This is a genomic window from Streptomyces sp. PA03-6a (assembly GCF_033792765.1).
Taxonomy (GTDB): Bacteria; Actinomycetota; Actinomycetes; order Streptomycetales; family Streptomycetaceae; genus Actinacidiphila.
On sequence record NZ_JARAVK010000023.1, the window covers coordinates 22,583 to 45,606 of the forward strand.

General features: G+C 73.0%; 26 protein-coding genes. 12 read left to right on the forward strand and 14 right to left on the reverse strand.

The genetic code is table 11. From position 1 onward, the window contains the following. Positions 1-24: 24 nt before the first annotated feature. Together PV350_RS08525 and PV350_RS08530 are read left to right on the forward strand one after the other, a co-directional pair. Complete coding sequence (locus PV350_RS08525; RefSeq protein WP_500333279.1) at positions 25-1,299, forward strand: MFS transporter; 1,275 nt, start codon at positions 25-27, stop codon at positions 1,297-1,299. 381 nt (positions 1,300-1,680) lie between these two features. After that, positions 1,681-2,562, forward strand: a complete 882-nt coding sequence (locus PV350_RS08530; RefSeq protein ID WP_500333280.1) for a GNAT family N-acetyltransferase — start codon at positions 1,681-1,683, stop codon at positions 2,560-2,562. A 39-nt stretch (positions 2,563-2,601) separates the two neighbouring features. Here the strand turns inward: PV350_RS08530 and PV350_RS08535 are convergent, their stop codons facing one another. The 3 genes from PV350_RS08535 to PV350_RS08545 all read right to left on the reverse strand — a co-directional run bounded on the left by PV350_RS08535 (position 2,602) and on the right by PV350_RS08545 (position 4,878). Then, positions 2,602-3,084 carry a hypothetical protein gene (locus tag PV350_RS08535; protein WP_500333281.1) on the reverse strand — a complete coding sequence of 161 codons (483 nt, stop codon included), beginning with the start codon at positions 3,082-3,084 and terminating at the stop codon, positions 2,602-2,604. A 64-nt stretch (positions 3,085-3,148) separates the two neighbouring features. Next, positions 3,149-3,862, reverse strand: a complete 714-nt coding sequence (locus tag PV350_RS08540) for an SDR family NAD(P)-dependent oxidoreductase (RefSeq protein WP_499509425.1) — start codon at positions 3,860-3,862, stop codon at positions 3,149-3,151. Positions 3,863-3,963: 101 nt separating this feature from the next. Beyond that, positions 3,964-4,878, reverse strand: a complete 915-nt coding sequence (locus PV350_RS08545; protein ID WP_499509426.1) for a LysR family transcriptional regulator — start codon at positions 4,876-4,878, stop codon at positions 3,964-3,966. Between the two features lie 202 nt (positions 4,879-5,080). Here PV350_RS08545 and PV350_RS08550 point away from each other — a divergent pair, with 202 nt between their 5' ends. Beyond that, positions 5,081-5,701, forward strand: a complete 621-nt coding sequence (locus PV350_RS08550) for a TetR/AcrR family transcriptional regulator (protein ID WP_500333282.1) — start codon at positions 5,081-5,083, stop codon at positions 5,699-5,701. Between the two features lie 64 nt (positions 5,702-5,765). On the opposite strand, the gene PV350_RS08555 is transcribed toward PV350_RS08550, so the two are convergent. The 8 genes from PV350_RS08555 to PV350_RS08590 all read right to left on the reverse strand — a co-directional run bounded on the left by PV350_RS08555 (position 5,766) and on the right by PV350_RS08590 (position 14,576). After that, positions 5,766-6,209, reverse strand: a complete 444-nt coding sequence (locus PV350_RS08555; RefSeq protein WP_500333283.1) for a VOC family protein — start codon at positions 6,207-6,209, stop codon at positions 5,766-5,768. A gap of 318 nt (positions 6,210-6,527) precedes the next feature. After that, complete coding sequence (locus PV350_RS08560) at positions 6,528-7,313, reverse strand: alpha/beta fold hydrolase (RefSeq protein WP_499509429.1); 786 nt, start codon at positions 7,311-7,313, stop codon at positions 6,528-6,530. 70 nt (positions 7,314-7,383) lie between these two features. Then, on the reverse strand, positions 7,384-7,935 hold the full coding sequence (locus PV350_RS08565; protein ID WP_500333284.1) for a dihydrofolate reductase family protein: 552 nt from the start codon (positions 7,933-7,935) through the stop codon (positions 7,384-7,386). A 39-nt stretch (positions 7,936-7,974) separates the two neighbouring features. Next, complete coding sequence (kdpA, locus tag PV350_RS08570) at positions 7,975-9,603, reverse strand: potassium-transporting ATPase subunit KdpA (protein ID WP_500333285.1); 1,629 nt, start codon at positions 9,601-9,603, stop codon at positions 7,975-7,977. Then, positions 9,600-10,442 (reverse strand): potassium-transporting ATPase subunit C, encoded by an 843-nt coding sequence (locus tag PV350_RS08575; protein ID WP_500333286.1) that lies wholly within the window; start codon positions 10,440-10,442, stop codon positions 9,600-9,602. Before PV350_RS08575 ends, kdpA begins: the two co-directional genes overlap by 4 nt. A 2-nt stretch (positions 10,443-10,444) precedes the next feature. Then, positions 10,445-12,604: a potassium-transporting ATPase subunit KdpB gene (gene kdpB / locus PV350_RS08580; RefSeq protein WP_500333287.1), complete on the reverse strand. Its 2,160-nt coding sequence runs from the start codon at positions 12,602-12,604 to the stop codon at positions 10,445-10,447. 210 nt (positions 12,605-12,814) lie between these two features. Continuing rightward, on the reverse strand, positions 12,815-14,152 hold the full coding sequence (gene lysA, locus PV350_RS08585) for a diaminopimelate decarboxylase (protein WP_499509434.1): 1,338 nt from the start codon (positions 14,150-14,152) through the stop codon (positions 12,815-12,817). Between the two features lie 13 nt (positions 14,153-14,165). Beyond that, the gene (locus PV350_RS08590) at positions 14,166-14,576 is read right to left on the reverse strand and encodes an SAV_915 family protein (protein WP_499509435.1); all 411 of its coding nucleotides are present in this window, start codon (positions 14,574-14,576) and stop codon (positions 14,166-14,168) included. 237 nt (positions 14,577-14,813) lie between these two features. Here PV350_RS08590 and PV350_RS08595 point away from each other — a divergent pair, with 237 nt between their 5' ends. After that, a complete protein-coding gene (locus PV350_RS08595; protein ID WP_500333288.1) occupies positions 14,814-15,356 on the forward strand; it encodes a universal stress protein in 543 nt (180 codons plus the stop codon). Here the strand turns inward: PV350_RS08595 and PV350_RS08600 are convergent. Beyond that, positions 15,346-16,917 (reverse strand): Na+/H+ antiporter, encoded by a 1,572-nt coding sequence (locus PV350_RS08600; RefSeq protein WP_500333289.1) that lies wholly within the window; start codon positions 16,915-16,917, stop codon positions 15,346-15,348. The two genes, PV350_RS08595 and PV350_RS08600, sit on opposite strands and share 11 nt — an antisense overlap. Positions 16,918-17,158: 241 nt before the next feature. On the opposite strand from PV350_RS08600, the gene PV350_RS08605 reads away from it, so the two are divergent. Both PV350_RS08605 and PV350_RS08610 read left to right on the forward strand, forming a co-directional pair. Further along, complete coding sequence (locus PV350_RS08605) at positions 17,159-17,824, forward strand: DUF1707 SHOCT-like domain-containing protein (protein WP_500333290.1); 666 nt, start codon at positions 17,159-17,161, stop codon at positions 17,822-17,824. A gap of 83 nt (positions 17,825-17,907) precedes the next feature. Beyond that, positions 17,908-18,135, forward strand: a complete 228-nt coding sequence (locus PV350_RS08610) for a hypothetical protein (RefSeq protein WP_500333291.1) — start codon at positions 17,908-17,910, stop codon at positions 18,133-18,135. Between the two features lie 9 nt (positions 18,136-18,144). Here the strand turns inward: PV350_RS08610 and PV350_RS08615 are convergent, their stop codons facing one another. Next, on the reverse strand, positions 18,145-18,696 hold the full coding sequence (locus PV350_RS08615) for a helix-turn-helix domain-containing protein (protein WP_500333292.1): 552 nt from the start codon (positions 18,694-18,696) through the stop codon (positions 18,145-18,147). Positions 18,697-18,766: 70 nt separating this feature from the next. Here PV350_RS08615 and PV350_RS08620 point away from each other — a divergent pair, with 70 nt between their 5' ends. From PV350_RS08620 to PV350_RS08630, 3 genes are read left to right on the forward strand one after another with little or no spacing between them, the layout of a single operon-like run. Next, positions 18,767-19,714 (forward strand): alpha/beta fold hydrolase, encoded by a 948-nt coding sequence (locus tag PV350_RS08620; RefSeq protein WP_500333293.1) that lies wholly within the window; start codon positions 18,767-18,769, stop codon positions 19,712-19,714. Positions 19,715-19,764: 50 nt separating this feature from the next. Beyond that, entirely contained in the window at positions 19,765-20,181 is a 417-nt protein-coding gene (locus tag PV350_RS08625; protein WP_500333294.1) for a hypothetical protein, read from the forward strand. After that, positions 20,178-20,381: a hypothetical protein gene (locus PV350_RS08630; protein ID WP_500333295.1), complete on the forward strand. Its 204-nt coding sequence runs from the start codon at positions 20,178-20,180 to the stop codon at positions 20,379-20,381. The genes PV350_RS08625 and PV350_RS08630 overlap by 4 nt, the downstream gene beginning before the upstream one ends. A 90-nt stretch (positions 20,382-20,471) precedes the next feature. Here PV350_RS08630 and PV350_RS08635 read toward each other — a convergent pair whose 3' ends face one another. After that, positions 20,472-21,020: a GNAT family N-acetyltransferase gene (locus PV350_RS08635; RefSeq protein ID WP_500333296.1), complete on the reverse strand. Its 549-nt coding sequence runs from the start codon at positions 21,018-21,020 to the stop codon at positions 20,472-20,474. 102 nt (positions 21,021-21,122) lie between these two features. Here PV350_RS08635 and PV350_RS08640 point away from each other — a divergent pair, with 102 nt between their 5' ends. The 3 genes from PV350_RS08640 to PV350_RS08650 all read left to right on the forward strand — a co-directional run bounded on the left by PV350_RS08640 (position 21,123) and on the right by PV350_RS08650 (position 22,920). After that, positions 21,123-21,524 (forward strand): hypothetical protein, encoded by a 402-nt coding sequence (locus PV350_RS08640; RefSeq protein WP_499509442.1) that lies wholly within the window; start codon positions 21,123-21,125, stop codon positions 21,522-21,524. 104 nt (positions 21,525-21,628) lie between these two features. After that, positions 21,629-22,285: a thioredoxin-like domain-containing protein gene (locus tag PV350_RS08645; RefSeq protein WP_500333297.1), complete on the forward strand. Its 657-nt coding sequence runs from the start codon at positions 21,629-21,631 to the stop codon at positions 22,283-22,285. Between the two features lie 47 nt (positions 22,286-22,332). Beyond that, positions 22,333-22,920, forward strand: coding sequence for a DUF305 domain-containing protein (locus tag PV350_RS08650; protein ID WP_500333303.1), 588 nt, complete (start codon positions 22,333-22,335; stop codon positions 22,918-22,920). Positions 22,921-23,024: the final 104 nt, after the last annotated feature.

The following is a 23,024-nucleotide window of genomic DNA, read 5'->3' on the forward strand; positions in this document are numbered from 1 at the left end:
GCGCGCCCCCTGCACGCTGCGCCCATGGCATTCGATCTCCGCCCCGCGGTCCTGCGCGAACGCGACTTCCGGCGCTTCTTCATCGGCTACACCACCTCGCTGTTCGGATCGTCGATGGCGTCGGTCGCGCTGGCCTTCGCGGTCCTGGAGACCGGCGGCGGGGGCACCGAGCTCGGCCTGGTCCTCGCGGCGCGGATCCTGCCGCTGGTGCTGGTCCTGCTCGCCGGCGGCGTCCTCACCGACCGGTGGGGCAGCCGGCAGGTGATGCTCGCCGCGGACGTCACCCGCTGCCTCACCCAGACCGGCCTCGCCCTGGCCCTCCTCGGCGGTGATCCGCACATGGCCACGCTGATCGCGCTGGTCGTCGTCTGGGGCGCGGCCGAGGCCCTGTTCACCCCGGCCCTCGACGCGCTCGTCCCCCGCATCGTGCCGGGTGACGCGCTCTCCGACGGCAACGCGCTGCTCGGCGTGGCCCGATCGGCGGCCTCGATCGCGGGCCCGGCGATCGCGGGCGTCCTGACGGCGGCCGCGGGCTCCTCCGCGGTCCTCGCCGTGGACGCCGTGAGCTACGGGGCGAGCGTCGTCGCCCTGCTCCTGCTGCCGCGGACCGTCCGGGCCGCGGGGCCGGCCTCGTCCTTCGTCGCGGAGCTGCGCGAGGGCTGGACGGAGTTCCGCTCCCGGACCTGGCTGTGGGTCACCTCGGTCCACGTCTGCCTGTTCAACCTCTTCGTGTGGGCGCCGTTCCTCGTCCTCGGGCCGCTGGTCGCCCAGCGGGACCTCGGCGGGCCGAGCTCCTGGGGCCTGGTCATGGCCCTTTACGGGGCGGGAGCGGTGGCGGGCGGCGTGGCGATGCTGGGGCGCCGGCCCCGCCGCCCGCTGTCCGTGGGCACGGCCGCCACCCTGGGCTGGGCCATGCCGTCGGCCGCCCTCGCCACCGGGCTGCCGCTGCCGTGGATCTGCGCCGCCGCGCTGGCGGCCGGAGTCGGCTCGGCCGTGTGCGGCACCCTCTACGCCACGGCCACGCAGTCCCAGGTGCCCCCCGGTGCGCTCGCCCGGGTCAGCGCCTACGGCACCTTCGGCGCCTTCGCGCTCGGGCCGGTGGGCCTCGCGGCGGCCGGTCCGGTGTCCGTCCTGTTCGGCGTCGCGGGGGTGCTGGGCTTCGGCGCGGTCTGGCAACTCGCGGCCGTGGCCCTGGTCCTGACGCTTCCCGCCGTACGGGCGGCCCTCCCGCGGCCCGGGTCGACGGCCCCGGCCCCCGGCGGGGAACAGGGCGTGGGCAGCCCCTCCGCCTCGTCCTGAGCCCTGCGGGGCCGTCAGGCGACGTCGTGGGTCATGTGCGTCACGGCCGAGGTCGGGGTCACGTTCTGCCGGTGAACAGCGGCGTCCCGGCGCCCGGCAGGACGGGAGCGAGGTCGTCACCGCGGAGCGACGCCGTCGCCTCCGCCCGCTCACGCGCGGCGGCGAGGCGGCGCCGTGACGAAGCCGTCGGGGGAGACCGCGAGCTCCCGGGCTGCCGGATCCGAAACGGGTTGCCGTCGACCTGCGGGAACCGTTAGCGTCCCCCGGCCGACCGGGTGTCACCGGCCGGCTTCGTCGACGAGGAGGTGTGCGGCACATGTGCAGGAGTGCCCGGCAGTCGATCCCGCGTTCCCTTTCCCACCTCCTGACGGCGGAGACACCTTGTCGATGCGCATCACCCCACTGACCGACCCCGCTCACGGCCCGTCCGGCTCCCGGCTGGCGTGGCTGGCGAGCGACGCGGACGCGATTCCTCTCGGATCGGCGTTCCTGCGCCTGTTCAGCGGTCCCGGGCAGGAACACCTCACCGAACTGAAGCTCCACGTCCATCCGGTGGAGCGGCGCCGCGGCGTCGGCTCGCGGCTGCTCGCCGCGGCCGTGGCGGCTGCCCGGGCGGACGGCCGGCGTTGCGTCATCGCCCAGGCCGAGGCCGGTTCGCCCGGCGACCGTTTCCTCCCGGCACGGGGTTTCCGCAAGGCCCTCACGCTGACGTTCGCCAGGCTCCCGATGGCCGACGTGGACATCAGTGCCCTCGGTGACATCGTCGAGCGTCCACACCCCGGATACCGGCTGGCGTCGTGGCACGGGACCGTGCCCGATGACCTCGCCACGACGTTCGCCGCGTCACGCCGGGCCATGGACGACATGCCGATGGACGACGTCGCCTACGGCACGGTGACCTGGGACGTGGACCGGGTCCGTGCTGCCGCCCAAGCCGTCGAGGCGCGAGGGGAGTTGCTGCACACCGTCGTGGCCGTCGACGATGCGGACGGCTCCATCGCCGGGTTCACCGAGCTGGTCGTCCCGGGCCACGGCAAGGGCGACGGCCAGCACTACGGCACCGCAGTCCTGCCCGGGCACCGGGGACACGGCCTGGGGCGGTGGATGAAGGCCGAGTCGATCCGGCAGGCGCGCCAGCGCCACCCCGGACTCGACGGTCTGCTGACCGATACCGCCGACGGCAACCGGCCCATGCGGAACATCAACGACGCGCTGGGCTACCGACCCACGCACCAGGCGATCGAGTACCAGCTCGACCTGTAGGACGCCGGGACGGGGCGCGGGCTCCTCCCCCGCCCCGTCTCAGACGAACTGCAGCAGGCAGCCCGCCGTGAAGACCGCGACGAGCAGGAGCGCGGCGAAAGCCGTCGTCAGCGCGACGCATGCCGCCTGGTCGCCGCCTTCGCCGTCCCGCCGGGGGCGGTCCAGGGGCAGGGCGGCCCAGCAGGCACCGGCGCCGGGGCGGACCGTCAGGCCGTGGTCCGACGCGAGGGCGGCGACGATCGGCAGCTCTGCGGGCGAGGTGCCGTGCGTGACGGCGTTGGTGACCAGCTCGGAGACGACCACGAGGGCGTCGTCCGCGGCCTCCTCCGGCACCTCCGGCAGGTCAAGGGAGCTGCGCACCTGACGCCGAAGAGTGCCGGGCTCGCGCTGGTCGTGCCGGACGGGGAGGCACAGGACGGCGTCGTGCACCCGCCCGTGGCGCAGCCGCCACGGGCAGGACGCCACGGGCAGGACGTCCAGGAGTCGTTCCAGGCCGTACCCGGCCCGACGGCCGGTCGGCACGCCACGACCGGCGTCCTCCGCGGCGGAAGGCCCTGCCTCCCACCACGGCGGAGGCCGCCGCACGTCAGCGGCCCGCGCTCTGGCCGCCGTCGACCGGCAGCACCACACCCGTCACGAAGGGCGCCCTCTCCAGGTACAGGACGGCCTCGACGATGTCGTCGATCTCGCCCATGCGCCCCACCGGGTGCAGGCCCGCCAGCATCTCGTGGGTCTCCACCGGGTGCATCGGGGTCTTGATCGTGCCCAGCGCCACCGCGTTCGCCCGGATGCCCTGCGCCGCGTACTCGGTCGCCAGTGCCTTCGTGGCCGACTGCAGGCCGCCCTTGGTCAGGGACGCCAGCACCGACGTCACCTTCGCGTCCGGCTGGTCCCCGAGGCTGCTGGAGATCTGGACGACGTGTCCCCCGCCCTGCTGCAGCATCCGCTCCACCGCCAGTTGCGTGACGCGGAAGAAGCCGTCCAGGTTCACCGCCATCACGGCCCGGTAGTCCTCTTCGGTGTACTCCGTGAACGGCTTCGCCACGAAGATCCCCGCGTTGTTGACCAGCGTGTCCACCCGGCCGAACCGCTCCACCGCCGTCGCGATCACCCGCTCCGCCGTGCCCCGGTCCGCGATGTCCCCGCGCACCGCCACCACCCCCGGGTCCGCCGACTCGCCGATGTTCCGCGACGTGGCCACCACCGCGTACCCCAGCTTGCGGTACGCCTCGACCAGACCGGCACCGATGCCCTGCGACGCACCGGTGACGACCGCGACCTTCTGACCCTCAACGCTCATGACCTGCTCCCGATGGATGGAGGGACCGCGCCGGCGAGATAGCCGACCGGTCACCTATAACCGTGAGAACCGAGCGACAATTCCGGCATATCGCCGAAAATCTATCGCTTGTAGGGATCTCCGTCGGGGAGCCAGACGTCGGGACCGTGGATGCCGAGGTCGCCCACACCCTCGGCCAGGGCGTCCACCACGGCCAGCACCGAGTCGCGGACCTCGTCGGCGCGCCACACCAGCGACCAGGTCCAGTAGACCTCGGGCGCGATCACCGGCCGCTTGACCAGGTCCGGAGGGAGCGGGGTGGTCTGACCCTTGGGCGAGTTGACGACCGGTCCGCGGCAGCGGCGGACGTGGTCGAAGAACCCGCTGCCGGTGATACCGCCGTCGGAGATACGGATCGTGCGGGCTCCCGTGTCGGCGGCGAAGCGCTCCGCGTAGACGTTCCACGACTGCCAGGTGGTGGTGTCGTCGTCGAGGAGGACGACGGTGTCCTCGGCCCGGACGGCACTGGTGTCGTCGCCGGTGGAGACCGCGTAGAGCAGGTCCGCACCCAGGAGCCGGGACCGCAGGCCGCACCGTTCCAGGTCCGCCGTCTGCACCCAGCAGACCGCGAGGTCCAGGCCGCCCTCGGCCACCCGGGCGGCCTGGGTGTGGGAGGGGCCGATCCACGCGTCCACGTGCAGCCGGGCCACCGCGGACGCACGGGCCGCCAGGTCGGCGGGGAGCCAGTTGGTGTAGCCGAGCCGCACCGCCTCCGAGCCGGCCAGCTGCTTGGCGCGGCGCCCCACGTCGTCCGCGCGCTCCAGCAGCGCCCGGACGTGCGGGAGCAGCGCCGAGCCCGCGGGGGTGATCGACACCGAACGGCGGTCGCGGTCGAAGAGCCTGACCCCCAGGTCGCGTTCGAGCGCCTTGATCTGCTGGGACAGTGAGGGCCCGGCGATCAGGAGCCGTTCGGCCGCCCTCCCGAAGTTCAGCTCCTCGGCGACCGCGACGAAATACCGAAGTTGACGCAGCTCCACGCCGCCATGCTAGGGCCTGGCCTGCCGGATCTCCGCCACGGGGGGCGTGTGGGAGTCGCAGCCTCGCAGCAGGGAGGAAACCGGTCCTGGCGCGCGCGCCGCCGGCGCGCCCACGATGGGGGCCGGTCGGGATTCCCGGCCGGGGAAGCAGCGGGACCGACCGGTCGACGACACAATAGTCGATCGGTCGTATACTGCTGTCATGGGACGCACGAGTGATGCCAGGGAGAAGATCATCACTGCCGCGCAGACGCTCATCGAGCAGCGCGGCTACTCCGCCCTGGGGGTGGCCGAGATCTGCAAGGCGGCCGGGGTGCCCAAGGGCAGCTTCTACTACTTCTTCGAGTCCAAGGAAGCCCTCGCCCTGACCGTCATCGACGAGCACTGGGCGGCGCAGAGGCGCGAGTGGACCCGCATCCTGGGCGCCGACGAGGCACCCCTGGAGCGGCTGCGCCGGCTGTTCGAGGCGACCGAGGAGAGCCAGCACGCGGGCCAGCAGTCCTGCGGCACGGTCTCCGGATGCATGTTCGGCAACCTGACGCTGGAGATGAGCAACCAGACGGAGTCCATCCGCGGACGGCTGCAGGAGATCTTCGAGACACAGGTCGACATGATCGACGAGGTCGTCACCGAGGCCCGCGAGCGCGGCGATGTCACCGTCGCCGACACCCACGCAGCCGCGGCGTCGATCGTCGCCCAGCTCGAGGGGCAGGTGCTCTTCGCCAAGCTGTACAACGACACCGGGCGCCTCAGCCCGCTGTGGACGAACTGCCTCGCCATCCTGGGCGTGACCGGGCCTCAGAAGGCCGTCGCCACCGTGTGAAGGTTGCGCACCGCGGGCGCGGCGGCGCCCGCGGTGCGCAACCGTACGGCACCAGGGGCGGAGGTCAGCGTCCCGGCAGCCGCTCCGTGATCTCCTGGAGCACCCATTCGTTGCCGTCGGGGTCGCTGAACGACGCGAAGGAGCAGTAACTGCGCCGCTCCGCGTCGGGGCCGGACACACGTCCTTCCGTCCCGGCACGGTGGAAGATCCCTCCGGCGTCGTGGAACGGTCCGGCCACCTCGACTCCGCGCCCCACGAGTTCCTCGCGGGCGGCGACCACGTCCTCCACGATCAGGTGGAGGCCCTGGACCGAGCCGGGCCCCGCCGAGCTGACCGCGGTGCCGAAGATGACCGAGCAGGGCGAGCCGGGCGGGGTCACCTGGACCACGCGGAAGTCCTCGCCGGTGGTGAGGTCCGCGTCCAGCCGCCAGCCGAGGCCCACGTAGAAGTCCTTGGCCCGGTCGACGTCGGCGACGGGCACCACCACGACCTCGAGTTTCATGTCCACAGGGGTTGCTCCTTTCCCTTGCCCCGTCCGGCGTGCGGGGGCGCGCCGGACGTCCACGGTCCCGCGGGGATGATCCGTACCCGCGCGCCCCCACGCGCCGACGGCGCGGACCGGACGGCCACCGCGTTGGCGGTGCGACAGCGCTAGGCCGTGTCGTCAAAGTCCCGCCTGCCCAGCGGCGCCTGGCACGGCACCTCGCTGCGTTGTCGAATCGTCCGAGTAGCCCACTACGAGGACGACTCTCCGCCTTGCGATGCACCGCACCAGACGCCGCTGGGCCCGCCCTCCGGGCGGCCGGCGCTCCTTTGACGACACGGCCTAACGGGCGAGGAAGGGAAGCAGGGCGGCCGTGACGTCGGCGGGGGCTTCGAGGGCGACGAGGTGGGCCGCGGCAGGGAACTCGGCCAGGGTGGCGCCGGGGATCGTGGCGGCGTAGCGGCGGGCGATGTCCTGGAAGTCCGGCACGTCGAGGAGGCCGATGCCGATCAGGGTGGGCACGGAGAGGGCAGCGACGTCGCCGTCCGCGCGGCCCTGCGAGTGCGCGTCGACCGTGCCCTGGTGGGTCAGCGCCGTCCGCAGCGGCCCGCGCAGCCGGTCGGCCGCCCCGGCGGGGACCTCGTCCCATCCGCGGGCCGGGCCGCGGAGCCACATGTCCAGGTTGACGCGGACCGCGGCCTCGTGGTCGCCCGCCGCGAGCGCCTCGGTCTCGGCCTCGTCGTAGGCGATCATCTGCGGCGACCAGTCGTACCCCGGCCACGGCGGGGAGAAGACGGCCAGGGAGTGGACGCGCCCGGGGTGGGCGAGCGTGAAGTCGAGCGCCACGCGGCCGCCGAAGGACGCGCCGACCACGCGGGCGCGGTCGAGGCCGAAGTGGTCCAGGACGCGGCGCAGGTCGTCGTGTTCGCTGAACGGGCCGGCCGGTGGCGGGGACTGGCCGAAGCCGCGCATGTCGTAGCGGATGACGGTGTGGTGCTGCGCGAGGCCGGGCACGACCCCGTCCCACATCCGGTGGTCGGCGACGCCCGCGTGCACGAGGACGACGGGCGGGCCTTCCCCCGTCACCGTGCAGGCGAGACGTCCGAGTTCGTCGGCGAGTATGAGCATCCGCAGATGCTCGCACGGAACCGGACCGCGCCGCGCATCGCAGGCACCGGTGCCGGTACCCGTACCGGCCTCAGCGTGTCGTGTACGTCAGGTAGGCGAACTGGCCGACCCGCTCGACGTCCGTCAGCCGCAGCCGGGCCGAGGTCAGCCGCCTCGGCAGCAGCGGTGCGCCGGCGCCGAGGGTGACCGGGGCGACGCCCAGGATCAGGTCGTCCAGCAGCCCGTGATCGGCGAAGGCGCCGACCAGTTCACCGCCGCCCACCAGCCAGATGTTCCGGCCCCCGGCGGCGGCGGTCATGGCCTCGTGGACGGGGCGGACGTCGTCGCGCACGAAGGTGACGTCCGCCCCGGGGACGGCGGGCAGGTCCCGGTGGGTGAAGACCCAGGCCGGGGTGGTGCCGTAGTACTCGGTCCACTTCCCGGGCCGCTCCAGGAGCCGGTCGTGGTCCAGGATCCACTCGTACGTGGTCGCGCCCATCGCGAAGGCCCCGACGCCGGCGAAGAAGGCCCTGAAGCGCTCGAAGCCCTCCCCCTCGACCTCGAAGAGCCAGTCGAGGGAGCCGTCCGGTTCGGCGATGAAGCCGTCGAGGCTGGTCGCGGTGAAGTACTGGGTCCTCGTCACCCCCTCAGCTTCGCATCGGGGGGTGACCGACCGTCGGCACTACAGCAGTCCCTCCGCCACCGGGCCGAGGGACAGGACGGGCAGGAAGTTCAGCAGGGCGAGGATCAGGGCGGCGCCGGTGGCCAGGACGACGAAGTTGACCCCGTGCGGGCGCAGCGTACCGACCGTGACCACACCGGCCCGCTGGCGCGCGAGGCGTCCCGCCAGCGCGAGGACGAACACCACGGGGACGTAGCGGCCGATCAGCATGGCGACGACCATCAGCAGGTTGTGCAGGTCGGTGGCTCCGTTGAAGCCGGCCATCGCGCTGCCGTTGCTGGCCGCGTTGCTGGTGTACGCGTAGACGAGTTCGGTCAGGCCGTGCGGGCCGGGGTTGCCCATCGAGGAGCGCCCGCCGGGCAGGGCGACGGCGATGGCCGAGCACACCAGGATCGCGGTGGGCGCGACGAGCGCGTAGAGCACGACGTACCGCATCTCCCCGGTGCCGATCCGCTTGCGCAGGTACTCGGGGGTGCGGCCGACCATCAGGCCGCCGACGAAGACCGCGACGAGGACGGCCACGAGCAGTCCGTACAGGCCGCTCCCGGTGCCGCCGGGCGCGATCTCGCCGAGCATCATGCCCGCCAGCAGGACGCCGCCGCCGAGGCTGGAGAAGCTGTCGTAAGAGGAGTTGGCGGCGCCGTCCGCCGAGGCGGTGGCCGACACGCCGAACAGGGTGCTCGCCGGGACGCCGAACCGGGTCTCGGTGCCCTCGGTCTGGCCGCCCACCGCGGCGCTGACGGTGCCGGTGTGGGCGCTCTGGGCGAGGTTGGCGGCGGCCAGCAGCAGTCCGAAGAGGATGCCGACCACCGCGAGGAGGGTCCAGCTCTGCTTCAAGCTGCCGACGAGCCGGCCGTAGGTGCGGATCAGGGCGGTCGGGATGAGGAGCATGAGCACGATCTCGAGCGTGTTGCTCCAGGCCGAGGGGTTCTCCAGGGGGTGGGCGCTGTTGGCGTTGAAGACACCGCCGCCGTCGCCGGACATCAGCTTGATGGACTCCCAGGAGCCGACGGGGGCGGCGAGCTGGTCGCTCCCCGACAGGTGCTGCGGCACTCCGAGCGCGATCAGCAGGAGTCCGGAGACGACCGCGAGGGGCAGGAAGACGCGGAAGACGCTGCGGACGAGGTCGACCCAGAAGTTGCCGAGCCGGTCGGTGTCACGCCGGACCAGCCCGCGGACGAGGGCCAGCGCGACGCAGATGCCGACCGCGCCGGAGGCGAACGCCTGGGTGCCCAGGCCGGCCATGACGGCGAGGTGGCCGGTGGTGGACTCACCCGCGTAGTTCTGCCAGCTGGTGTTGGTGGTGAAGCTGACGGCGGTGTGCAGGGCGAGCCGCCACGGCATGCCGTCGCGGCCGAGCGACCACGGCAGCCGGTCCTGCAGGGTGAACAGGGCGAACAGGGCGGCGATGCTCACGGCCGAGAAGGCCAGCAGCGCGAACAGGTAGTGCCGCCAGTCCTGTTCCTTGTCCGGGTCGACACCGCACAGGCGGTAGAGGGTGCGTTCGGGTCTCAGGTGGCGACCGCCCTCGAGGGCGCGTGCCATGTAGTCGCCGAGGGGGACGTGGAGGCCCACCACGACGGCGATGACGAGGGAGGCCTGGATCCAGCCGTACATGTCTGCTCTCACGCTCCGCGCGTCGGGTGGGTGCGGTCCAGGGCTGCGTTGAGCTCGACGACGTTGACGGCGGGCTCGCCGAGCACGCCGAGGGCGCGGCCGGTGGTGTACTTCGCGATCAGGGCGCGCACGGTGTCCTCGCCGACCGCCCGCTCGCGGGCGACACGGGGTGCCTGGAGGCCCGCGTACGCGGGGCTGATGTCGGGGTCGAGGCCGCTGCCGCCGGCGGTCACCGCGTCGGCGGGGACCGCGGGGCGGGCCGGCGCGTCGCCGCGTACGGGGGTGACGACGGCGCGGGTGTAGTCGGCGCCGGGTTCCGCGCAGCGGACGGCCACGTGCTCGTAGGCCGTGAGGAACGGCCGCGCGGGACAAGGCTGGTTGAGGCTGACGACGCGGGTCACGCGGCCCGTGGTGCCGCCCTGACGGAAGACGCCGAGCACGGCGCCGACGCCGTCGGGGGTGCAGTAGGGGCGGGCGCCGTCGACGTGCTCGAGCTCACCGACCGCCTTGCTGCGCGAGCACACCTGGGTGAGCAGGCTGGGCTTGTCGGGGGTGTCGACGACGCTCTCGGCGCCCTGGTTGCCGGCGCCGGAGGCCGCGGTGTCGTAGCCGTCGCCCGCGTTGGAGGGGCGCGACTGGAAGTAGCCGGGCAGCGCGTTGCCCTGGGAGTCGGTGTAGGCCTTGCCGATGAGCGTGTCGGCTGACGAGGCGTCACGCAGGCCCGGCACCTGGGCGAGCAGCGTCATGCCGAGGGGGTAGGCCAGTCCGACGAGGAGGGTGAGCGCGAGCACCATGCGGAGGGCCGCGAGGTGGTGCGCGGCCCAGCGGGGCAGCGTGGAGGTGTCAGCCATGGTCAGATCCCTGGGATGAACTGGACGAGGGCGACGTCGATGAGCTTGATCGCGAGGAACGGCACGACCACCCCGCCGAGGCCGTACACCCACAGGTTGCGGGTGAGGAGCGCCGAGGCACTGCTGGGCCGGTAGCGGACGCCCCGCAGGGCGAGCGGGATCAGCGCGACGATGACGACGGCGTTGAAGACGACGGCCGACAGGATCGCCGAGGCGGGCGAGTGCAGCCGCATGATGTTCACCGCGTCGAGGGCCGGGTAGACCCCGCCGAACATCGCGGGGAGGATCGCGAAGTACTTGGCGATGTCGTTCGCGATCGAGAAGGCCGTCAGCGCGCCGCGGGTGATGAGGAGTTGCTTGCCGATCTCGACGATCTCCACGATCTTCGTGGGGTCGGAGTCGAGGTCGACCATGTTGCCGGCCTCCTTGGCGGCCGAGGTGCCGGTGTTCATGGCGACACCCACGTCCGCCTGCGCCAGTGCCGGTGCGTCGTTGGTGCCGTCGCCGGTCATGGCGACGAGGTGGCCGCCGGCCTGCTCGTGCTTGATCAGGGCGAGCTTGTCCTCGGGGGTCGCCTCGGCGAGGAAGTCGTCCACGCCCGCCTCCTGGGCGATGGCGCGGGCGGTCACCGGGTTGTCGCCGGTGATCATCACGGTGCGGATGCCCATCCGCCGCATCTCCTCGAAGCGTTCGCGCAGGCCGGGCTTGACGACGTCCTTGAGGTGGATGACGCCCAGGACGCGCGCGGGGCCGTTGCCGGCCGGGAGTTCGGCGACGGCGAGCGGTGTCCCGCCCGCGGCGGACACCTGCTCGACGTACACGTCCATGCCCGCCGGGACCGTGCCGCCCTCGTCGCGGACCCAGGCGGCGACCGCGGCGGCGGCGCCCTTGCGCAGCTTCCTTCCTTCGGGGAGGTCCACCCCGGACATGCGGGTGGTGGCGCTGAAGGCCACCCACCGGGCGTCGGGCAGGTCGATCTCGTCGGCCTTGTGGTGGGACAGCGCGTGGTGCTCGCGGGCGTGGGCGACGATGGATCGCCCCTCCGGGGTCCGGTCGGCGAGGCTCGACAGCAGCGCGGCCTGGGCGAACTGTTCGGGCTCGACGGCCCCGACCGGCAGGAAGGCGCTCGCCTGCCGGTTGCCGTAGGTGATGGTGCCGGTCTTGTCGAGCAGGAGCGTGTTCACGTCGCCGGCGGCCTCGACGGCGCGGCCGGAGGAGGCCAGGACGTTGCGCTGCACCAGGCGGTCCATTCCGGCGATGCCGATGGCCGACAGCAGGGCGCCGATCGTCGTCGGGATGAGGCAGACGAGCAGCGAGACCAGGACGATGCCGGTGACGCCGTCGGCGGTCATGGCGGCGCTGTCGGGGGCGGCGCCCATGAAGCCCTTGGAGAAGATCGCCATGGGCTGCAGGGTGACGACGGCGACCAGGAAGACGAAGGTCAGCATGACGAGCAGCAGGTTGAGGGCGAGCTCGTTCGGCGTCTTCTGCCGGTTGGCGCCCTCGACCAGGCCGATCATCCGGTCCAGGAAGCTGCGTCCGGACTCCTGGGTGATGCGCACGACGATACGGTCGGACAGCACCTTGGTGCCGCCGGTGACGGCCGATCGGTCGCCGCCCGCCTCGCGGATGACGGGTGCGGACTCGCCGGTGATGGCGGACTCGTCGACGCTGGCGACGCCTTCGACGACATCGCCGTCACCAGGGATCGTCTCCCCGGCCTCGACGACGATGGTGTCACCGCGGCGCAGCGCGATGGCGTGCACCACCTTCTCGCCGTCCTCCGTCAGCCGGCGGGCGGTGGTCAGCTTGCGCATGCGGCGCAAGGAGTCGGCCTGGGCCTTGCCGCGGCTCTCGGCGACGGCCTCGGCGAGGTTGCCGAAGACGACGGTCAGCCAGAGCCACACCGTGATCAGCCAGCCGAACAGGGTCGGATGGACGAGGGCCAGCCCGGTGGTCAGGGCCGCGCCGACCTCGGTGACGAACATGATCGGGTTGCGGACCAGCGTCACCGGGTTGAGCTTGCGCAGGGCGTCGGGAAGGGCGAGCCACAGCTGTCCGGGGTCGAGCAGTCCTGCGCCGACACGGCGCTTCCCGCCGGCCTCGGGGGGAAGGACGGGGCTTTCACGGTCCGGTCTGACGGGTGCGGGTGCGATGGTCATCGGATTCCCTCCGCGACGATCAGGCGGACGGCGTACTCCACACTCACCGGACTCTCTCTTCTGGTGGATCGGGACCCGTGGACCGGGCCTCTTGGAACGGAAATGGGCATGGCGCACCTCCGGGCAGGGGGACGCGGGGACATCACCTGCCCGGAGGGCGTTCGGACGGCGTCGGGGACGCCTGGTCGTGGGGCCCCGGGGCCCCGGGGCTCAGAGCCCGATGTCGCGGTTGCGGAAGTCGGCGAGCGACTCGCGGCGGACCAGCAGCCGGGCCCGGCCCTCGTGGACCGCGACGACCGGCGGACGGCCGACGAGGTTGTACGTGGACGCCATCGACAGGTGGTAGGCGCCCGCGACCGGCACCGCCAGCAGGTCCCCGGGCCGGACGTCGGCCGGCAGGGGCACCGCCGAGGCGAGGATGTCACCGGCCTCGCAGTGCCGGCCGACCACGGTCATCAGGGCCGGCTCCTCCGTGGAGTGACGGCCGATCAGCCGGGGGCTGTAGCGCACCCCGTACAGGGCGGGCCGGGGGTTGTCGCTCATGCCGCCGTCGACGGCCACGAAGGTCTGTCCGCCGGTGCGCTTGACCGACAGCACGTGGTACAGCGCGACACCGGCGGGACCCACGATCGCGCGGCCCGGCTCCACCGTCAGCCGCGGAACCGGCAGCCCGGCGGCCGCGCAGCCCTCGGCGAGCTCGGCGCGTATCCGCGCGGACAGCGTCGTCAGGTCCATCGCCGCCTCGCCCGGCCGGTAGGCGACCGCGTGCCCGCCGCCCAGGTCCAGCTCCGGCAGCGTGACGCCGTGCTGCCTGCGTACGGCGGCCAGCAGCCCGACCAGCCGGCGCACGGCCGCGAGGTACGGCTTGACGCTGCTGATCTGCGAGCCCAGGTGGCAGTGGAGGCCGACCAGTTCCAGCCGTGGCTGCTCCAGCACGCGCGCGATGGCGTGCTGCGCCGATCCGTCGGTCAGGGACAGCCCGAACTTCTGGTCGTCGGTGCCGGTGCGCACCGCGTTGTGGTGACCGGCGGCGATGCCCGGCACGATGCGGAGCAGCACCTTCTGCCGGTCCCCCGGCGGGACGTGGGCCGCCAGCCGGGCGATCTCGCCGGTGCTGTCGATCACGATCCGGCCCACGCCGAGGCGCAGCGCCGTGGCCAGGTCCTCCGGGCTCTTGGCGTTGCCATGGAGCAGGATGCGCTCCGGCGGGAAGCCGGTGACGACCGCGAGCTCGAGCTCCCCGGCCGAGCAGACGTCGAGGCCGAGGCCTTCCTCGTCCACCCAGTGGGCCATGGCACGGCACATGAAGGCCTTGGCGGCGTACAGCACGTCGCCGTCGGGGAAGGCCGCGCGGTAGGCGCGGCAGCGGTCGCGTACCTCGCCCTCGTCCAGGACGTAGGCAGGGGTGCCGAAGCGTTCGGCGATCTCCGTGAGGGCGACCCCGCCCACGGTGACCTCACCGTGGGGGGCGGAGGAGGCGGACGCGGGCCACACCGACAGGTCGGCGTCCGGGTACGCGGTCTCCAGGTGCTCGGTGACGAGAGTCATGACGGCGCTCCTTTCAGCCGATCCACAGGGCCAGGGCGTCGACCAGCGCGACCGCGCCGGTGACCCTGAGGACCCCGAGGGTCTGGGGGTCGAGCCGGCGACCGGTTTCCTCCGGTACGTCCGACACGGCGGGTGCGGCGAACTGCGGGTCCACGGTCAGTGCCGTGACGCCCAGCGGCCGGGCGAGCGACCGCAGCGCGGATTCCGACAGGGTGATCCACTGCTGGTCGGCGCCGAGCGTCTCGGTGAGGCGCTCGGTGGTGGTGAAGCCGACGGCCGTGCGGCCGCCCAGGGGCGTGCGGAACATGCGCGCGACGCATCCCACGGGTCCCGGCCGGACGGGGACGTACAACGTCTCCCGGTGTCGTCCGGCCGGGGACGGATCCGAAGGCTCGGGGTCGTCCCCGTACATGAGCTCTGTCATGGCTTCCTCCTGCTGCGGCACCTGCTGCGGTTCCTGGGGCGCCCCGGCCGGGGCCGGCGTTCCGGGACGCACCAGGGACGCTATGCCCGCCGTCCGGGGGGTGGGTGCGATCCCTGACGCGACGTTTACGGCGAGCGCGCGAACGTTAACGGCGCGGCTCTCGCGGGTGGCGCGGACGGCGTCAGGATCGCGACAAGGACCCCTGGTCCGCGCGTTTCCGGGCGTTTCATGGGAGGCATGAGTGAGGTCCGCGAAGAGTGCGTCGTCGTCGGCGTCAGCGGCTCCCCCGTGAGCGTGGTGGCGCTGCGCCGGGCCGCCGAGGAGGCCCGGCGGCGGGATTGCGTGCTGACCGTGGTCACCGCATGGGAGACGGCCTGGGACGGTGCCGGTGCGACGCAGAGCCGGTGGCCGCCACCCCCGCCGGACCCCGACCGGTGGCGACGGCTGGCCCGGCGCCGGCTCCTCATGGCCCTGGACGCCGCCTTCGACGGCGACCTGCCGCTGGACCCCCCGCTGCGTCCGGTCCTCGCGCTGGGCCGCCCGGGACCGGCGCTGGTGGAGGTGGCCGGCGAGGGCGCGGGGTTGCTGGTGGTCGGTGCCGGTCCCCACGGCCCGTGGCAGCGGCTCTTCGCGCCGTCCGTCGCCGCCCACTGCTTCACGTACGCCCGCTGCCCGGTCCTGGCCGTGCCGTCCGCGCCCGGAGTGCCGTCGGCCCGGGGTGGCGGAAGCGGGCGGCGGTTCGGCGCCAGGTGGCGGCGGCACGGTTTCGTCACTCCCTGAGCCCGGCCTCCTCCAGGTCCAGGGCCCGCTGGACATTGCGCCATGTGCCGTCGCCCACCAGGTTGGCTTCGTAAAGTCTGCGCAGTTCGCGGCTCTGCACGCCTATCAGGGCTCGCCGCAGCTCCCGGTGGGCTGCGGCGAGGCCGGACGGATCGGCGTACCGGTCCGAACCGGCAACGCCGTCCCTGGGCTCGAGTTCGGCCTCCAACTGCCGACGCAACGGCACGATCACGGACTCGGGTACGGCCTCGAGGTCGTCGAGCTGGTCCAGGTAGCTCAGACCGGCACGGGAGAGCGCATCCCGGGCCTGCGCCTCCTCGCGCGCGGTGTGTTCCGGTTCCAGCGCGATGCCGGAGCGGCGGACCACGGGGGCCAAGGTGAATCCCTGCACCACCAGGGTCAGCACCACCACACCCGTGGTGAGGCTCAGCAGCAGGGAGCGGTGCGGGAGCGGTGCGCCGCTCTGCGTGGCCAACGGGATGGAGAGTGCCGCGGCCAGCGGCATGACCCCACGGGTCCCCGCCCAGGACGTCACCAGGGGCACCCGCCACGAGACGGGACCGTCCTTGCGGCGGAACTGCATCACTGCGGAGAGCGGGAAGACCCACAGCAGCCGTACGACGATGAGCGTCGCCGCCACCGCCACCACGCCGGCCGCCAGCGGCCATCCACGCTCGACGGGGTCGAGTTCGCGTACGAGGGTGGGCAGTTGCAGGCCGATGAGCGCGAACACGACGCTCTCCAAGAGGAACACGACGGTCCGGTGGACGGCGTGCACCTGCAGCCTGATCGGCGCGTTGGTGAACCGGTGACCGGTACTGCCCATCACCACTCCGGCCACGACCACGGCCGTGACGCCGGAGGTGTGCAGGTCCTCGGCGAGCACAAAGGCGGCGTACGGGGTGACCAGGGAAACGACCGTCTCGAGGACCGGGTCCTCCGTTCTCCTGCGGATGAGCGCGACGGCTCCGGCAACCGCGGCGCCGACTAGCGCACCGCCGCCGCCGAGCCCGGCGAAACGGCCTGCGGCAGCGGGCAGGGCGAACGCTCCGGCGGCGACCGCGGTCCCGACGGCGACCTTGAACAGCACCAGGCTCGTCGCGTCGTTGAAGAGGCTCTCCGCCTGCACCAGGGTGCGCACTCGGGGCGGCAGCGCAAGCCTGCGCCCCAGGGCCGTCACCGCAACGGGGTCCGTACTGGCCAGGACGGCTCCGAGCACCAGGGCCATCGGCGCGCCCAGTGGTGTCAGCCGGGCCGCGACGGCCGCGACGGCGGCGGCCGAGGCCACGACGAGACCGAAGGCGAGGACGGTCACCGGTCGCCACACCGGCCGGAGTTCGCGCCAGGAGATCTCCTCGGCCGAGGCGTACAGCAGCGGCGGGAGGACCACGACGCTGATCACCTCCGGCGCCACGTGCACCGCCGGGACCCACGGCAGCAGTCCGGCGACGAGCCCGGCGACGACCAGCAGCGAGGGGGCGGGGATCCGCCAGTGCCTGGCGCCCGTGGCCACCATGGTGGCCAGTGCCACGAGGAGAAGGACGGCGGTCAGGACGGTCATGTGAGGGTCCCCACGGGAGGAGCCGCGTACGGCTGACGGTGAACACTTGCCGCCGACCAGACTTCCCGGCACTCCACTGGGGAAATTACACGATCCTGACGGCGCCCTGGCAGGCCGGACCGGGATACGGCTCGGATGGCCGGGGTGCGGGCTTGGCTCGCGACCAGGACGCGATATAGCGTTAGTTCGCGACCTGTGTATCGCGTCTCACCGAAGCCGCCGACCAGAACGGGGTGGGGACATGCCGGAGGAGATCCCGCCCGCGGATGGGCCGTCCGCTACGGGCGCGCCGCTCGCGCCGCCCCCACTGCGGGCCTCGCACGCGGACCGGGACCGGGTGGTGGACGTCCTGACCGTGGCCGCGGGCGACGGGCTGCTGTCCGCCGACGAGCTGGACGAGCGCCTGGAGGCCGCCCTGTCGGCCCGTACGCTCGACGAACTGGCACCGCTCACCGCCGACCTTCCGGCGGCCGCGGGGGCGCCGGGCGTGGCCGTCGGGGACGTCAAGGACCTGGTCCGGGTCGACCACCGAGGGGGCTCGTTCCGCCGCGTCGACCGGTGGGTCGTGCCGCGGCGCATGGAGGTCCAGTCGGAGTGGGGCGAGGTGCTGCTCGACTTCACCGGCGCCGTGATCACGCAGGACACCCTCCGCATCGACGTGGACGTCCGCGGTGGCTCCCTGGTGCTGGTGACGCGGCCCGGGATCGTGGTGGACGCCGACGAGCTGGCCGTCAGCTTCGGCAAGGTGGACATCCGGCCGGCCGCCGGCCCGGCGACACCGGTGGCCCTGCGCGTGGAGCTGGTGGGTGAGGTGGAGTTCGGGCAGGTGCGGGCGCGTCCGCCGCGGCGGACGTTCCTGCGGTGGCTCTTCCGCCGTCCCGCCGCGCTCCCGGCGCTCACCGGCTGACCCGGCGCGCGGCCACGGTGCGGGCGCCCCCGGTCCGGGCGTCCCGTCCCGCGGCGGGCCGGAGCCCGCAATACTGACCGGCGATGAGCCTCCGCATGGTGCCCCTGCGCTTCGGCATGCCCTCCGGCGCGCCCTCCACCGGTCCGTCACGGGAGGTCTACGTCCCTCCCGTCGAGGCGGGGGACGACGGGTTCGGCGAACTGATCTTCGCGGCCGAGACCATGGCGATCTGCGTCGTCGCGGCGCTGTTGGTCGTCTTCCTGGTGACGGACCGCCGCTCCCCCAAGCGGCGGGCCCGCCACCGCCGTTGACGCCGGGTGTCAGGCCGGGCCGCCCGGGCCCTGGGGCTCCTCGGCGGGGAACAGGATCGGGCTGACGAGGTGCCGCGTCCGCCCGGGGGCCGGGCCGTTGGCCAGCCGGGGCAGCAGGACCCGCCGCAGGTCGGCGATGAGCGTGGCGCGTTCCTCGTCGCTCAGCCAGAGAGCGTGCTGGCGGTAGCCGACGAGATCGGCGGCCGGGTCGGCGCCGTCCCGGTCGAGGTAGGCGTTGAACTCGGCCATCAGCGCCGCCATGGCGACCGCGAAGACCCTGCGGTGGTCCTCCCGTGACACCGACGCCGCCGTCTCCGCGTCGACCACGGCCCGTTCGCGGCGGAGCCGGTAGTGGCGCTCGACGGCGCCGCGTACGCGCTGCTCGTCCTCGACCTCGAGCACTCCCCCGTCCGCGAGGAGACCGACGTGGCGGTAGACGGTTGCCTTGGAGACGTCCGGCAGCAGGTCGCACAACTGCGACGTGGTGAGCGTGCGGTTCCCCGACATGGCGTGCACGATGCGCAGCCGCACGGGGTGCAGCAGCAGGTCGACCGTGTCCATGGACGTACGATCTCATGTCGGATACCTTTCTCAAAGTTGAGAACGTAGAACGTACGGGAGGAGACCGCAGATGACCCGCCAGCCGCACACCGAGGACCGACCCGGCACCACCGTCCTCGGGGCGCCGCCACTCGGACGGCTTCACGACGTCGACGGCGGGCAGTTGCTGCTGCACCGCTCCGGCACCGGCGGCCCCACCGTGGTGCTCGTGCCCGGCGCGGGCATGGTCGGCCTGGACTACGTGAACCTCCACGACCGCGTCGCCGCCCTCACCACGTCCGTCCTCTACGACCGCGGCGGCACCGGCTGGAGCACCCCCGTGCCGCTCCCCCGCACGGCGGCCGACGTCACCGGTGAACTGCACGCCCTGCTCCACACGGCCGAAGTCCCCGGTCCGTACCTCTTGGTCGGCCACTCACTGGGCGCCGCCTACGCCCGCCGCTTCGCGCAGCGGTACCCCGGCGAGGTGGCGGGGCTCCTCCTGCTGGACCCCTTCCACGAGGACATGTACGCACGGGCGTCGCAGGAGATCCGCGACAAGGTGGAACGGATGCGGAGCGCCGAACTCCCCGAGGCGACGCCGGAGCAGATCGAGCAGTCACGGGCAGCCCTCGCGCGGCACTTCGCGCGCTGGCCGGACGGCGTCCGCGAACCGCTCGCCGAGTACCACCTCACCCGGTGGCGGACCGGCTGGGACGAGGACAGGAACGTCCACGACGTCGTCGCGGGCGAACTGCGCGACGCCCCCGCCCTCCCCGACGTACCGCTGATCGTGCTGTCCGCGATGGGCGTCGACCCCACCCAGGCCCACCTGTGGTCGGAGGACACCGTCCGCGAGATGAACGCCGCCAAACTCGACCTCCACGCACGCCTCGCCGCCTCCGTCCCCCGCGGCGGGCATCGCGTCATCGGCGACGCCGGACACGGCTGGCTCCACGAGGAACGACCCGAAGTGGTCCTGGAGGCACTGCGCGACCTCCTGCGCTCCGCCAGGACGGCCTCGACCCCGGCCGGCTGAAGGGCCGTGGCCGGGGGGTTCGTGGCGCGCTGCTGGTAGAACAGTGACCGGTGGGCACCCAGGAGCGTGAACGCAAGGTGTACCGGCCGCTGCGGCGGGCCGGCCTCGAAGTGATCCCGAACGCCGTGCCGGAGGGCGTGATGCCGTTCGTCGCGGGGTACGGTTCCGAGGACTTCGCCGGCGGCTTCACCCACCCGTACGACACTCCACGGCTCGTCGAGCGTCTCAACGAGGACTGGTACGGCCTCGCGGTCTCATCGGGTCTTTTCGACCACCGGCGCGAGTTCCTCGTCCAGCTTCCCCACGGCACTCACACGCACCCGGCCGCCCTGCGGAACCAGGGCTGGGGCCGCCACGTACGGATGGCCTGGACCCGGGTCCGGCTCCTGGACGGATGGGACATCATGGGCCGGGGCTCGTCATCGGCGTTCCTCGGCATCCACGCAGGCCGCCCCGCTTGGCCATGATGGCTCTCGACAGCAGCCTGTTCATCGGTGCCTCAACGGGAGAGGTCGGTGTCGATGTGATCGCCGTGGCTCGCCCGGACCGCTCGGAGAACATACTGCGGTATCTGGAACGGCTCGCGCACTGGGAGTCCTCCTCCGCCGACCGCAACGTGCAGAAGCAGATCGCCGTCCGGCTCGCGGGTCGGGCATCGGGGGGCTGACGGCCGTGCTGTCTGACCTGACTGCCGACGCCCGCTGCCGCCCGTTGCCCCCGATCGTCACACCGGGACAGCGGACGGACTGTGCCCGGTTCAACCGTCACATGACCGGCGGGACAACTCCTCACGCGGGGCGCCGAACTCGATGCGCCAGTCGTTGCTGCGCATCAAGGTCCCGCTGCCCCTGGGGTACTCGAAGTCGCAGGCGCCGCGCAGGGTGAACCCCAGGCGGCGGCACAGGGCGTTCGACGGGGCGTTCCGCACGGACGGGAAGGCGTGGAGCGCGTGGGGAGCCTCCGGGGTGCGGGCGGCCTCGTGCACGAGGGCGATCAGCGCGGCACCGGCCGCGGTGGCGATGCCCCTGCCCTGGTACGGCGGCAGGACGTTCCACCCGGTCTCGTAGACCGGTTCGCCCTGCCAGTCCCGGCGGTGGTACGCGATGCTGCCCACCGGCTCGTCGCCGAGGAGCACGGCGTACATGCGGCCCAGCCTGGCTTCCGGCAGGGCCAGGTAGCGCTCGTGCCGGGCGAGCAGCAGTTCCTCGGGCTCGGGGCCCCCGACGTGCCGCCGCATCTCGGGAATGTTGATCCGCCGCAGGAGCGGAAGGGCCGCCTCCGACCAGGGCTCCAGGTGAACGTCCATGCGGAGCAGCCTGGCAGGGCCCCACGGCGCCTTGCACCCCGGTTTCCCCCGGGGCGCACCCGGCGCGGGTACGGCGCGTGGCGGCGGGTACGATCTGCCGCGATGCGCAGTGACGGAGGAGCCGGCCGAGGCGGTGCGATACCCGCCCGCCTGAGCGGTGTTGTCCTCGTCCTGTGCGGGCTGCTCGCCGCCCTCGCGGTCTGCGGCCACTCCGGGGCGCCGGACGACCCGTACGGCCCCGCGCGGACCCTCGTCTCCTCGCACGTCGCGTACGTCGCCGACGAGGTGTGCACGGACGGCCATGACCCCGGCAGGCGCGACAACGGCTGCTCCCCCGCGGAGCACACGCCGGTGACCCTGGGCTCCGCGCCCCTGCCGCACCTCGCCGGCGCGGAACCGCCGTCGGTGTGGCCGCCCGCGGTCGCCGCCGCGGGGATGCGTGCGCCGTCCCCCGGCACCGTGCGCTCACTCGACCTGTACATGCTCCAGATCCAGCGGACGTAGAAGGGCCGACCGCGCCGGCGGCGACCGCCCGTGCGCGCCGTACGTCATCCGCCCCTTCACCAGCACCGCCGTGTCACCGACGCGGCGGGGAATCAGGACATGCCATGGGTTCCCCCCATTCCAAGGCCAGGGCCACCGACCGCCGTGCGCGCGTCGAGGAGATACGCCGCCAGGAGCAGGCCCGCGAGCGTCGCAACCGGATCATCACCGTCACCGCCTGCACCGCCATCCTCGTCGGGCTGGTCGGTGGCGGCGTCTACCTGGTCAACGCCGCCGGCGACGACAGCGGCGGCAGCAGCAGCGGGAAGAGCGCGGCCGCCGGCTCCATCAGCGGGGAGAAGACGTGGTCCGGCCTCACGCAGAACCACGTCGACAAGACCGTCGACTACCCCATGAGCCCGCCCGCCGGCGGCGACCACAACCCCGTCTGGCAGAACTGCAACGGCGACGTCTACGACAAGCCCGTCACCAATGAGAACGCCGTGCACGCCCTGGAGCACGGCGCGGTGTGGGTCACGTACACCGACAAGGCATCGGACGCCGACGTCAAGACGCTCGGCGCCCGCGTCTCGAAGACCCCGTACTCCCTGATGAGCCCCTACGCGGACCAGGCCTCACCGATCACTCTCACCGCGTGGGGCCACCAGTTGGGCGTCACCAAGGCCGACGATCCGCGCGTGGCGAAGTTCTTCGACACCTATGTGCAGGGCGACCAGACCCCCGAGCCCGGCGCGCCCTGCACCGGAGGCAAGGCCTCGTGACCGCCGTCCGGGGCGCGGGCAAGCCGCTGCTCGCGCTCGCCGGCGCCATGGCGCTGGTCGTCGTCGCGGCCCTGGCCTTCACCCTGCTCACGGCACGGCCCAGCAGCGGGGGCACCCCGGCCACGGACTCACCCGACGCCGGCTTCGCGCGCGACATGGCGATCCACCACCAGCAGGCGGTGGAGATGTCCCTGATCGTCCGCGACCGCACGGACGACGAGGACGTCCGCAGGCTCGCCTACGACGTGATCAACACGCAGGCCAACCAGCGCGGCATGCTGCTCGGCTGGCTGGACGTCTGGGGGCTGCCCAAGTCGTCGTCGAAGCCGCCCATGACGTGGATGGGCCACGACATGGCCTACGCGCCCCACGACGGGTCGCTGATGCCGGGCATGGCCACGGACACCGAACTGCGACGGCTCGACGCGGCCCGGGGCAAGGCCGCCGCGGTCCTCTACCTCCAACTGCTCACCGCCCACCACAAGGGCGGCGTGGAGATGGCCACCGCGGCCGCCGACCTCGCCCGGACCGACCAGGTACGGCGCTTGGCGGCGGGCATGGTCCAGGGCCAGGAGGCGGAGATACGCCTGATGGCCGACATGCTCGCGGCCCGCGGCGCGAGTCCGAACGCCTGACCCCGCCGGGGGTTCTCCCGGAGGCCGCCCGCCTCCGGGGGTCCCGGCGGTCCCGCGGGCGGAGCCGGGCGCGTCGTGATCGGCCGGACGTCGGTGCAGGTCAC